The 13,019-nt window shown below is 43.0% G+C and carries 11 protein-coding genes; 1 reads left to right on the forward strand and 10 read right to left on the reverse strand.

Annotated features, from left to right (window positions below; all coding sequences use genetic code 11):
- Window positions 1–18: 18 nt before the first annotated feature.
- The 9 genes from V7O62_RS11740 to V7O62_RS11780 form a co-directional block, all read right to left on the reverse strand.
- On the reverse strand, window positions 19–1,125 hold the full coding sequence (locus V7O62_RS11740) for a TIGR04013 family B12-binding domain/radical SAM domain-containing protein (protein WP_406656513.1): 1,107 nt from the start codon (window positions 1,123–1,125) through the stop codon (window positions 19–21).
- 23 nt (window positions 1,126–1,148) lie between these two features.
- Window positions 1,149–1,559 (reverse strand): DUF126 domain-containing protein, encoded by a 411-nt coding sequence (locus V7O62_RS11745; RefSeq protein ID WP_406656514.1) that lies wholly within the window; start codon window positions 1,557–1,559, stop codon window positions 1,149–1,151.
- A complete protein-coding gene (locus V7O62_RS11750) occupies window positions 1,540–2,736 on the reverse strand; it encodes an aconitase X (protein ID WP_406656515.1) in 1,197 nt (398 codons plus the stop codon). Before V7O62_RS11750 ends, V7O62_RS11745 begins: the two co-directional genes overlap by 20 nt.
- Before the next feature lie 37 nt (window positions 2,737–2,773).
- A complete protein-coding gene (locus V7O62_RS11755; RefSeq protein ID WP_406656516.1) occupies window positions 2,774–4,033 on the reverse strand; it encodes a UbiD family decarboxylase in 1,260 nt (419 codons plus the stop codon).
- Window positions 4,034–4,279: 246 nt separating this feature from the next.
- Window positions 4,280–4,882, reverse strand: a complete 603-nt coding sequence (locus V7O62_RS11760) for a hypothetical protein (RefSeq protein WP_406656517.1) — start codon at window positions 4,880–4,882, stop codon at window positions 4,280–4,282.
- 624 nt (window positions 4,883–5,506) lie between these two features.
- Window positions 5,507–6,319, reverse strand: a complete 813-nt coding sequence (locus V7O62_RS11765) for an ABC transporter ATP-binding protein (RefSeq protein ID WP_406656518.1) — start codon at window positions 6,317–6,319, stop codon at window positions 5,507–5,509.
- A 130-nt stretch (window positions 6,320–6,449) separates the two neighbouring features.
- The gene (locus V7O62_RS11770) at window positions 6,450–7,754 is read right to left on the reverse strand and encodes a TIGR00341 family protein (protein ID WP_406656519.1); all 1,305 of its coding nucleotides are present in this window, start codon (window positions 7,752–7,754) and stop codon (window positions 6,450–6,452) included.
- 114 nt (window positions 7,755–7,868) lie between these two features.
- On the reverse strand, window positions 7,869–9,161 hold the full coding sequence (locus tag V7O62_RS11775) for a TIGR00341 family protein (protein ID WP_406656520.1): 1,293 nt from the start codon (window positions 9,159–9,161) through the stop codon (window positions 7,869–7,871).
- Window positions 9,162–9,276: 115 nt separating this feature from the next.
- Window positions 9,277–11,703 (reverse strand): PAS domain S-box protein, encoded by a 2,427-nt coding sequence (locus tag V7O62_RS11780; protein ID WP_406656521.1) that lies wholly within the window; start codon window positions 11,701–11,703, stop codon window positions 9,277–9,279.
- Window positions 11,704–12,331: 628 nt separating this feature from the next.
- Between V7O62_RS11780 and V7O62_RS11785 the strand changes: the two genes are divergently transcribed.
- Window positions 12,332–12,523 carry a CxxC-x17-CxxC domain-containing protein gene (locus V7O62_RS11785; protein ID WP_406656522.1) on the forward strand — a complete coding sequence of 64 codons (192 nt, stop codon included), beginning with the start codon at window positions 12,332–12,334 and terminating at the stop codon, window positions 12,521–12,523.
- Between the two features lie 254 nt (window positions 12,524–12,777).
- Here V7O62_RS11785 and V7O62_RS11790 read toward each other — a convergent pair whose 3' ends face one another.
- Window positions 12,778–12,981 (reverse strand): YwbE family protein, encoded by a 204-nt coding sequence (locus tag V7O62_RS11790; protein WP_406656523.1) that lies wholly within the window; start codon window positions 12,979–12,981, stop codon window positions 12,778–12,780.
- Between the last annotated feature and the right edge of the window lie 38 nt (window positions 12,982–13,019).

Here is a 13,019-nt window from a genome sequence, read left to right on the forward strand (position 1 = left end):
CCTATCTTCCGAAGATGATCATTCCCAGGAACCGGTAGCTTTTCCTTCCAGTGCCATTTTTCCCAGCACTTTCTTGAAGTGCCTGCTAACAACGGAAGGTATGGCATTTTCATAAGGAGTTCCTGGAAGAGGCGTAAGGTAATGAGCGTGTACCTTTCCTCCTTTTTTACAAATCCACCTGATCATCTCAAGGCTTTCATTCTGTTCTTCCTCAGTCTCATCAGGGAACCCGACTATAAAATCAACCACAGGGATTATTCCATATTCAAAACACGTTTCTATTGCCTTGAGAGAGTCTTCTGTGGTGTGTCCTCTCTGTATCTCCTTAAGGATACGTTCGCTCCCAGACTGTGCTCCCAGGTTCAGTCGGCTGTTATCGCAATACTTCGTTATTAACTCAATTGAGTCTTCGGTGATGAATTCAGGTCTCACTTCTGAGGGGAATGTCCCGAAATAGATTTTCCTGTCTTCCATGCTTCTGAGAGCAGAAAGTAGCTTCTCAACCTTGTCAAGCCTTGGATGTATTCCATCGCTTCCATAGGCAAGAGCATTTGAGGACGTAAACCTGAGGTCACTGTAATGTTGTGCAAACTTTACAATAGAGTCAATGCTTCTGTGTCTTACCTTTCTTCCGAAAAGACGTGGTGTCTGGCAATACTTGCATCCGAAAGGACAACCCCTGCTGATTTCCAGGGGTGCCATTGCCCTACAGGGATCAAAACATGGATACATGTCAAGGTCAACAGGTTTTCTTGCTTCTGTGAAGACAACCTCTTCTTCATCAGTTTTGTATGCAATTCCTTTCACCCTGCTGACATCGCCGCCTGAATTAAGTATCCTTACAAGCTCAGGAAGTGTCTCCTCCCCTTCTCCAATGATCACATAATCAAAATAGCGAAGTGTTTCCTCCGGTGCACCGGAAGGATGCGGACCGCCTGCTACAAAAATGGATTCAATGCTGGCATTTTCAACTTCCCTGAATATGGATGTTTTCTGCCGGGATGCAAAACTGTAGACCATCAAGCCATTCTCTGGCTTTTTAGCCATTCGTGCATCCGGGAGAAGAGGTGCAAGTGCAGCGAGACTATAGGAATTCTTCCTGTTCCAGCGAAAATTAATGTCCATGTCCGGCTAAAGTCTGTAATTTATCACTTGTCGGTTTCCACGAATCCGGAAGTACTGTCAACCTTTACGTGGTCTCCATTCTTCAATATCTCGAATGGGTCCCTTTCCATCTTATCCACAAGAGGTATGCCGGAAATAATGGCACCAACCGCAACGATAGGTTCTGATTCGATATTTATCATGGCAGCAGGTGCGACTCCGTTCTTAATTAGCTGGTAGAGAACATAGGAACCCACGGTTGATCCTTTCCCATGGGGGAAAACCAGGACCTTGTCCTTGATGCATTGTCCGAAGAGTTCGTGTTCTGGTTCCTCGATAACTCCCGTTTTCGGGTCGACGTTACCAAGGAATGAAATCGAATCATGCGTGAGGAGTACCTCTCCTTCGGCACTTCCCCTTGAAATCCTTCTGCATTTAATTCTCATCGATAACACCTGCCTCTTTGATACACTGCTCAATACTTCCATACCTTGCAGCAACCCTGCACATGCTCGGAACGTATGCAAGTGCTTTTCCGGAATTCACCATCATCGCTTTGTAATTATTCGCCGCAGGGGACACTACCATACATGTATCACATACGACTTTAGCACCACTGCTCTCTATTTTTTTAACCAGGTCGGCATATCGCTGTGCAATTTCCCTGGAGGTACATACCCACATCTCTTTTTGTATGCTTTTACCTTCAAGCAGTGCCGCAATGGTTTCAAGCTCCTCCGGTGAGCAGTGAGGACAGCCTACAGTGATTATGTCAGTATCCAATTTTCCATCCATGAATTCATCGGAAGCCTCGTAGACTTCCTCTATCTGCTGTTTTTCAATGACAATGTTCTCATCAGGTCTTTCAAAGTTTGACCGGATTGCTTCCGGTGTGACCCCTTCTACGTGATACAGAGCAACAGCCCCGGATGCTGCAAGGGCTGCACCAAGTGTCTTGAGCTCATCATTGGAAGGATGTCCTTTCATGGAAAAAATTGGCACACGACTACCGATTATCTTTCCCGCGACATATCCCAGGGCACCGTAATCAGAACCCGACAATTCACAGTCAACAGTGACAGCGATTACAGGCTCACGCATCTCATCAAGGTGATATCCATAATTAGCAGTCTTTCCCACAAGTGCGGCTGAGAGTGCGGAAGGTCCGCCTTCCCTGTTTGTCCTTGCGCCAATGACTGAGTTTGCATAGGACACTGCGGATGATTCACTCCAGGCCAGGTGGTCTCCTAACTTTGCATCAAAACCCTCAAGGTAATAAGGTGTACAGGTACATTTTGTCCTGATGCCAAGTCTTTCATAGGCATCTATGATCTCCTGCTGTTTCCTGGCAAAATTCGGCTCAATTCCCATCTCCTTCCATCGCAGCATATCCATGCCTGCAGGGTTGAGTATCGCAGGAATTTTCACCTTGCCCTTGAGATCGGATATCCATTCCAGTCCTGCATCCCCTATGGTTTTGTAGGATACGCCAGCTATCTGGGCGCTTTTGACAGGTATCAGGCTGTCGGCTTCGTATATGTCTCCCAGTGCCACAAGTATTTCAATGGCTTTGCGCAGGCTTTCGCCATACTCCCCTTCAAGGGTCTTTTCTTCTTCCTTTGTAAGGTACATTGGAATCCCGTCGTCTTTTAGAGTAATCAGATTTGATTTACTCCGGCATCTTGGCCCTTTCGAAGTTCTGTGCCTCTGCCAGCACTTTTGTTGCATCAATACCAACTTTCGTGGTTGTCCCGTCAGGCGCTCCTCTAGGGTCAAGGGAACTTCCACGGACATTGGGTATTATCATAATGTCCATATCACCTTTTACCCTGGTGGCAACGGCAAATTCTACATCTTTCATATCGAAGATATCAATGTCTTCATCAACCACAACCACATGCTTCAGGCTCGTGTGACTGGCAAATGCAGCCATAATGGCATTCTTTCCGTCTCCTTCGGTCTGTTTCTCTATCTGGACAACAGCATGCAGGTAACAACATCCACCTTCTGTGAGCACTACATTCTTTACAGTAGTCACCTCACTCACTGCCTTGAATATCCTGGGCTCATAAGGCACTCCCATCATAAGCAGGTGCTCAGGTCCGGCAGGCAGTATGCCGTGGTATATGGGGTCTTCACGGTGCAGGATTTTTGTGATATGTATCACGGGTTCTTTCCTTACAAGATCGTATGTGCCGGTAATATCAACAAAAGGTCCTTCATCAACCCTTTCTTCAGGGTCTATATATCCTTCGAGGACTATTTCGGCGTGTGGAACCTTTATACCATTGCTACACTCGACCAGTTCAATGGGCTTACCTTTGAGTGCAGCTGCATAGTTGAATTCTTTACCTGCAGGTACTCTTGTAGTGGAAGCATAGGTAACAGCCGGATCTGCTCCAATAACGATTGCAACTGGCAGTTTCTCTCCTTTTTCAGCAGCTTTCTTGTGCAGCACATAGCTGTGTCTCGGAGCTACCAGTCTTGCAGCAAGCCTGTTCTTATCAACCACAAGTAGCCTGTGGATAGCTGCATTCATTACTCCTTCATATTCGGTAACGACCACTCCGGCAGTGATGTAGGGTCCGGCATCCTTTTCGAAATGTGTCATTATAGGGAGTTTGGTGAGGTCCACATCATTTTCCACAACTTCTTTTGTTGGAGAATTATCCACCAGGACAACTTCACCCTCGGGGCTTATTTCCGAAAGTTTCTGTATTATCCTGTCCTTTTCCACACCGAGCATCGCTGCAAGCTCATCTCTGGAGCCAAGGACATTCATGATAGCTCTGTTGCCATCGATATCCTGGAAAAGCACAGGAGCATCGGTCTGTCTTGCAATACCCGGAGCTTCGAATACTTTCGAAACAGGACGTGTGATCTCGACCAGTTTCCCGTTTTCCTTGAGTTTTTCTATAAATTCCCTCATTTTATCATCCGTATTACAGGTATGGTTAAATAAAAGAAATTGCTGCCTTAAATCATTATCTTAACTACTGGTGGAGGTAGGGGACAGTTATTCAAAAAAAGATTTCAAAATTAACAATTCCAATAGTTGCTGAATTGTGATACTCTCAAAAAAAGTCTGCAGGACGCAAGAGCGCAAAGAAAAGTAATCTCTGCACTTTTACGTCTGGTAATGACTTACTCAGTCGCTGCTTCTGTTCTGCAGTTTTTATGAAGACTCTGCCGAAGACGAGTTGTTTTCCGGAATCTGGATATAGATCTGGTCGAACTCATCCGAGATGGAAGGGATTGGTTCATCAGGGGTCAGGTTCATCACGAGTTCCTCTTCCAGGACTCGTGTGCGATACTCCCAGCCATCGGGAAGCTCTTCGAAGTCATCGCCTAGAGTTTCAAGTGATTCCTTTGGAACCTTGTATCCTTGCAGGATGTAGACATTGCCTTCCGGGTCAACGAGCTCGTAGACCGGTTTGCCTGCATCCCATACCAGGTACTGGTACTTCGATGGGTTGAAAACCTCGTACTGTGGCGTCTCCAGGGTACCTGGTGGCAGGTTGGCTCCAAATACCATATCTACGCCAGCTACGGATATTGGCTCGGATCCCATGACAATCACTTCATCCATCGACCAGCTTTGAGGTCCGTTCTTCGTGACAGACTCAGCACCAAACTCATCTGCCAGGATTTCGAGATCCAAATCATCCCACCACTCCTCAGAGCACTCGTTCAAGGGAGACGTGCTGTAGATGTCAGAGCCATTATCACCGTAGTTAAACACAAGTTCACAATAGCGATAGTCGCGTGAGTCGTTCAAGGTTTGTGGAAAGAGCGTCAGCGTCGTCCCATCACCGGTCTGAGTCGTGACGTTTTCCCACTGCACGGGTAATTGAGTGTCCGTCTGTTCACTTTCATCCGTATTAGTGTCTACTTCTTCTCCTTCTTCCGGAGTAGTGGGAGTTTCCTGTTCAGTCTCTTCAGGATTAGTGGTGTTCTCCTGCTCACCTTCCTCTGAGACACAGCCTGCAACTAACAGCGAAGCTGTGATAAGCAAAGTTACAAAGAGAAATAATTTCCGAGTCTTTAGTGAAGTTTTGACTCGGTCTATCTTTCTAATTGATTTCATTTAATTCCACTCCAATTTAAGATACATTTTGTACCATGTAAGAATTATACTCTTCATAAGAAGATGAAGCAACTGGCTATATGACATTTGAGAATAATTCTTTCTTAGAATTAATAAGGGCTTTAAAGGGTTGTAGAGTTCCTATCATTTGATATGATTAAGAAAGTATGAAGAGATGCAAAGGTGCGAGTAAACACTGTCCTTGTACTTTTGCATTAATAGTTACAGGTAGGAGTCCTTGAATTCATCACTGATTATCCAGAATATCTATAAAGCGATTTTTTTATATGCTAATTCCATGAAAAAACTGCAGCTTCAATATATTGCATGATAGTAGCCGTTGTTTCTGGCAATATCCACAGGCATTCCAAACAGACAGGACAGTTTCTCCTCGTTCAGGATATCTTCTTTTTTACCGTCAGCAAAAATCTTGCCTTCTTTCAGCAATACAATCCTGTCGATCTCGGGTATGATGTCATCGAGGTCATGGGTAACAAGAATAATGCCTTTTCCAGAAGATGCTATTTTCCTTGTTACTTCCCTGAACTGGTGATGACTTTTCATATCTAGGCTGTTTGCAGGTTCATCCAGGACAAGGATGTGTGGATTATGTACCAGAGCTCTTCCGATAAGCAGTCTTCTGGCTTCTCCTGTGGACATCTCAGAAATAAGCTTGTCCGCAAGTCTGGATATCTCAAGGAATTTCATTACTTCATAAACCGTACTGACCATCTCAAGTGTGACTTTGTGATTGGGGTAGATCCCGATGCTGCTGAAAAAACCAGACAGGACAACATCAAATCCACTGATGTCCCTGTTGTAATCCAGTTGAAGGTCGCCTGATACTATCCCAAGAAGACCCTTTAGGTCAAAGAGGTTCCACCTGTCTTCTCCCTTGACCTTGAAAACCATGTTTCTGCTGTCTGCACGAGGCCGGTAATCGCCTGTAATCAATTTTATAAGGGATGATTTACCGGATCCGTTTGGCCCTATTATAGCGATGTTCTCATCTTGATTTATCTGGAGATTGACAGAGTCGAGTATCATCTTTCCATTTCGGGATACGGTCACATTCCTCATTTCAATAAAGGGTATTTTCAGGTCTGATGTTATTTTTGCTTCAGGCATCTTCACTCACTGTTTTAGTTAAGAATGAGATTTGTTTTTCACTTTCTATCTTATCAATACTAATAAAGTTATGCAGAAATTCACGTCATCAGCTAAACATTAAGAAAAATGGTCATTTTCAGGATTTTTCCTAATTTGCATCAATCACCTGTTGTGCCTCAACAAACTCTACTGTTACACTGAATCTATCAACATCAGTAGTTTGTTTGAGATGTTCATCCACTCTTTGGGCAATGTCAGGTGGGATGGATTGTCCTATCTGGTAACCGATAATAACAGACACCTCGGGAGGATTGTTCAATAGAAGATCGACAGCTTCATAGCTGACTTCTGTATCAACAAGAATCACTCCTTCATCGGCTAAGCCGGATTCATCGTACATGCCCTCCACTTCCTGTTCAATCTGTTCCTGAACAAGGCTTGATTCGTAAGTAGCATATGTGACCAGCCCAAGAACGACAGAGAGGACAGCAATGGCAACAATAAGAGCCCCTCCACGTATTATCACGGCTGAACGTGCGCGACTAATTGCAGTTTTCTCCGTGGGCCTGAAACCTGACAGCCAGAAAAGAGCCAGTGCAGATACGTTAATAGCAAGCAGGTTGACAAGTACCAGCACGGCTGCTGCAACAGCAACCCCCGGAAGTCCCCATGCAATACCTAATCCTGTAGTTGCAGCAGGTGGTACAAGTGCCACAGCAATGGCGACGCCTACAAGAGTTGATCCGGAACCACGCATGATGCTGATTGCACCCGCAAGTCCGGAACCCAGGGCAAGGAAAAGGGACAGGAAGTTCGGGCTTGTACGTTCTGCAACCTGTCCGATTTCACGAATATCCAGTCCGGCAGGTACAAGTATTGTCTGCTTAATGAGAAATCCGATTATTGCAGCAGTTGCAATCGCAGCAAGAAGGCCGGTAACCTGAAGCCATAATCCTCTTGATGCAAGTTTTCTATGGTCAAGTACCGTTCCCACACTGGCGGAAATGGCAGGTCCCATAAGAGGAGCTACTACCATGGCTCCGATAATGGTTGCAGCAGAGTCTAGCAGCAGTCCTCCGGTAGCAATGACAGTACTCAGAATCAGGAATGCAAAGAATGTCGAGGTTGCAGGTGCAAGATCTTCTGCACGCGCAATGAGTTCCTCCCTGGCGATACGTTTACCTGAGAAGCGTTTTTGCAACGCATCCAGCCTTGAGGAAACAACTGTCTCAGGAGAATAAACTATAGTATAGGTATCCTTGCTGATACCTACATTTTGTAGTTTTTCCATTATGGGTTCAACGCCGATAGGTGGAATAGGAAACTGCACAAGAGCTTCGAAGTCTCCTCTTCCTGTCTCTTCCCATACAGCATAGTCAATCTTTTCTTCATCCAGCGTAGCCAGTACCGGTTCCCGTTTTCCATTAGGGATAAGCACTTGAACTATTCGCATATATTATACTTCCTTAACACAACTGCTTAAATTTTGCAGAACTATATGCTGACTCTTTTTTTCAGAAAAATTGTCGTTTTTAGAGAAATGTGCCAGAAAGAAAAACCAGATTTTTCAGGCTGCTTGTTGGGATTCAACAAACCCCACCGTTACAATAGAGTCCCTTCCTGTGGTCTCTTTCAAATGTTCATCTATATTTTCGGCGATTCCCTGAGGTATGGTTAACCCCGCCTCATAACCCACTATGACAGTAACCTCCGCCGGATTATCAAACAGAACGTCTGCGGCATCGTATTCGACTTCGATACTACCTAAGATTGCCCCTTCTCCTTCATAACCGGATTCTTCGTACAGGATTTGTACTTCTTGTTTCACCTGTTCTCCAAAAAGAGTTGACTGGTAGGTGGTATATGTGACCAGCCCAAGAACAATAGAAAGGATAGCAATGGCGATTACAAGGACACCTGCGCGTACTATCACAGCTGAGCGTGCACGACCAACCGCAGTTTTCTCCATGGGCCTGAAACCTGACAACCAGAAAAGTGCCAGTGCGGATACGTTAATAGCAAGCAGGTTGACAAGTACCAGCACGGATGCTGTAAGGGCAGTTCCCGGAAGACCCCATGCAATACCCAGTCCTGCAGTTGCTGCAGGTGGTACAAGTGCCACGGCAATTGCAACTCCTACAAGCGTTGATCCGGAACCACGCATGATACTGATTGCACCTGCAAGTCCGGAACCCAGGGCAAGGAAAAGGGACAGGAAGTTCGGGCTTGTACGTTCTGCAACCTGTCCGATTTCACGAATATCGAGTCCGGGAGATACAAGTATTGTTTGTTGAACGAGGAATCCGATAATTGCAGCAGTTATGATAGCAGCAAGAAGACCTGTAACCTGTAGCATAACACCTCTTGATGCAAGTTTTCTTACATCAAGGACTGTTCCCACACTGGCTGAGACGGCCGGCCCCATAAGCGGAGCAACCACCATGGCTCCGATAATGGTTGCAGCAGAGTCTAGCAGCAGTCCTCCGGTAGCAATGACAGTACTCAGAATCAGGAATGCAAAGAATGTCGAGGTTGCAGGTGCAAGATCTTCTGCACGTGCAATGAGTTCCTCCCTGGCGATACGTTTACCTGAGAAGCGTTTTTGCAACGCATCCAGCCTTGAGGAAACAACTGTCTCAGGAGAATAAACTATAGTATAGGTATCCTTGCTGATACCTGCTCCCTGCAGTTTTTCCATTATAGGTTCAACGCCGATAGGTGGAATAGGGAACTGTGCAAGGGCTTCGAAGTCTCCCCTTCCTGTCTCTTCCCATACGGCATAATCGATCTTTTCTTCATCAAGCACGGCCAATACTGGCTCCCGTTTTCCATTAGGGATAAGCACTTGAACTATTCGCATAATTTATACTGTGCTTGTGAAAGATATAGTCCTATATGAAACTTTATTAAGTAAAGATGCTATCTGCTACTCGACTGAGCTTATTGGTGCTGTTCTCTGGAAAACGTACCGGGTTTTATAAGTTTCCGGACGGAGACAAAACAGGTATTGTAAAGGTAAATGTACTTCCCCTGCCAATCTCACTTTCGACAGTGATGTTTCCACCATGAAGTTCAACGAGTTTTTTCACTATGGAGAGACCAAGCCCTGTTCCAATGTAACGGCGTGAGAGAGAGCTTTCAAGCTGCCTGAAAGGACTGAATATTTCTTCCAGGTCCTCTTTTGCAATCCCGATTCCGGTATCCTTTACATATATACGGATTTCATTATCGATTAACGTTGTCGAAAGGTTGACTTCTCCGTATTCAGGTGTGAATTTGATCGCATTACTTAAAAGATTATAAATGATCTGTTTTATCTTCACCTTGTCTGCGTATATCTCGATATTTTCAGGCTTGTCTATATACAGTTTGATATGTTTCTTCATTGCAAGGTGACTTATCAGGTTCTCAGTATCCTCTGACATTTCTTTCATTGTGAAATATTCCGGTTCGAGTTCCATTTTTCCACTTTCTATTTTCGCAATGTCAAGTATGTTGTTTATGAGCGTCAGAAGGTACTTCCCACTCTCGGATACGTTTTGAACATATCTTTCTTGTTTCTCTTCCAGACGTCCTGCATATCCCTGGGCAAGCATATCCGAAAAACCGATTATAGAATTAAGGGGAGTACGTAGTTCATGGCTCATATTAGCAAGGAACTCACTCTTTATCCTATTCGCAGTCTCTGCTTCCATTTTCGCATTAAACATTGTTTCTTCTACTTTTTTGCGTTCTGTGATGTCTCTAAAAACTGACTGGATAGTTTGAGGGCATGTTTCAAGAAGCGCAGCGCTTACTTCTCCTGATATTTTTATTCCATCAGCTCTTAAAAGTTCCACTTCCTCGAAAATAAATCCTTCCTGCTCTATTTTTTTCAAGGCTTCAAAAGCCATTTCTTCCTGGTCGGGAGGGATGAGTTCTGGAATTATCATTTTTTTCAGTTCCTCTTCAGAATATAGCGTTAACTCACAGGCACGTTTGTTTATGTTCAGGATGCGGCCATCAATTCCATGTATAAATATGGCATCGTTAGATTGTTCAAAAAGGGACCTATACTTCTCCTCGTTCCTGCTGATCTCCTCTTCAGCTAACTTTCTTTCTGTAATGTTGGTAGAAGTTCCAAATACACTGAAAGTGTTATCTTGCTGTTCATGTGCGATTCCATCAGAGTTAATCCACACAATGGTACCATCGTCTTTCACAAGTCGGTAATCAATGTTAAAAAAGGATCCGGAATTTTGGACACTATGATTGATTGCGTCGTAGACATTTAGTATATCTCCTGGATGAATATATGAGAAATATTCATACCAGTTGCTTCCGATAGAACCGGGGGGAAGTCCCAGTACATTGTCAACTGAGGGAGATATGTAAACGTTAGAAAGTTCTCTTTCCTTATCAATGTCTGCTCTCCACATGACAGTATCTATTACATTCATAATGTCTTCGAATTTTTTTTCTTTTTCAAGCAGGAGACTCTCAGTATATTTACGTTCAAGAAGATTTGTTATCATCTCTCCTATCAATTTTAATAAATTGACATCCTCCTCATCCCATTTCTTTAGCCTTTTTTCCGAACTAATGATTATAAATCCTTTAAGTACGCCTTGATAGGACAGAGGAATCATAAAAACGGACGTAATTTCTTTTCCATTATAACTCTTTTCAAGAATACTTTCTCCTTCCGGGAACTGCTGAGTATCGAAAATATTGACGGTATGTAGGTTTTCCAATTGTTTCGGGAAAAGTTTTTTCATTGGAATCTTTTCATTTATCTCGGTAGCCAGGTCCGTATTTTCAGCATGCCACTTATGGGTCTTTTTGACATATCTGCCATCATTAGTTATCATAAAAATAACTGCACTCTTAGTATTGAAAAATGCGGCTACCTGTTTCAGTGCTGTGTGAATTTCCTTATCAATATCCTTGAACGTACAGTTAATGAAACTGCTGGATATCTCTGAAACAAGCCTTTTTTCCTTTTTCTTTTGTTCGAGCTGGCTTTTTGCCTTAACAGTTGTCGTTGCATCTTCAACTATGGCATGACATCCTATTATGTTGCCATTGTTATCTTTGTAAGGAATTGCCTTGAAATTAAGAAATAGATCTTTACCCCATTTTGAATGGTAATGTGTTTCAATCGAGGAAATTTTGTCGTCCCTAATAGCCTTTTCAATTGTCCCGGATATCCCTGATGTTACCAGTGGAGGAAATGTCAGCATGTTAACTCTTTTTGTTTCTTCTGCTGATGGTGAACCGAGAAGTTCCAGAAGGAATCTGTTAACTCTAAGGATATTTCCCTGAATATCGCATGAGATTAATCCCAGAGGCAGTTCATCCGGAAGAATTCCGTAATTATCTACGCCATCCAGAGTTTGGAAGAATGAAGATTTTTCAGACATGTTGGAGATTTGATGACTTCATTTTAGTGAATGTATGTCTATAGTTCTAAAATCCGAAATTCCTTACATGTTGGTTATTATCATGATATGATTTTATTTATATTGCAAGATATTTATAATTTAGTATCAATGTCAGTTATTAATGAAAATTCCATTTTAAAAAAGCTATATGTGTTAATCTGAGTGAAATTTGTGGAATAAAAATTACAATTACTGTTTGAATTCCTAAATTAAACAAAGCAAAATGTCGGATAAAATTCTAAATTCATTCATAGTTATGTCAGGGAAAATAAAGATATATTCAGAAAGTTTATGAATGGTAGTTGAAATATATCATTGCGGATACAGTTGACCAGGCAAAGGATAATAGATAATTTTGATCTCCAGGTTTTAATTAACAGCAGCGGATTTATATAAAATAGGGTACTGTGTAGATTAATAGTTCGATTGCTCAACGATTTAATAAAGGGTTACTCTGCTTTTAGTGCTTCTTTTAATGATTGCTTGGACATTTGGGTTAGCCGTATTGAAATGAGCAATCTTGTCAGGCTAGTTATAAACCAGTCATGCTGTGCTTCACAATATCGGTTCTGCTGAGCGAACTAAACAAACTTAAGGAGATAAACATATGGGATTCAATAATAACAGAGGCGGAAACAATAGAGGCGGCGGCGGTTTCAGATCAAGCGGTCCAAGAGAGATGCATAAAGCAACTTGTTCAGATTGCAAACAGGAAACAGAAGTACCATTCAAGCCATCTGGTGACAGACCTGTATATTGCAGGGAATGCTTCCAGAAACACAGGCCAGCCAGATACTAGTTTTATTTGAAAATAACTCTGGAATATTTTAACAAAAAGACAGATGCTAAACAGTTAACTTTATTTTATCAGTATCTGTCTGATTGATTTTTTCCTGGTTCTTATTTTCAGGGTAGCAATAATCGCAGGATAATTTGAGGAAATATGGACATGAAGCTAATTAGCTTTGCTAATCCTGCTTCAAGATTTTCCAGTTGACCAAAGAGTTTTACATGCTATAAAAGAAATGTCTTAACAGGCAAGTAAAAAGCCCTTCATTTCTTTGAATGAATTTCCTTGATTCTTCCCACACTGCCATCTTCCAGTTGAACTTTTATTCCATGTGGATGGGTTGGGGATTTTGTCAGTATTTTTTTGACAATACCCTGCGTAATTTTTCCACTTTTCTGGTCCTTTTTAAGGACGATGCCTACGCTCAATCCTATCCCGACATTTTCTCTGTTTTTACCTGGATTCATGGCGCAAGGTAAGCCTGTGACTATATAAGGCTATTCAT

This window comes from Methanolobus sp. ZRKC2 (assembly GCF_045291185.1).
In the GTDB taxonomy this organism is placed as follows: Archaea; Halobacteriota; Methanosarcinia; order Methanosarcinales; family Methanosarcinaceae; genus Methanolobus.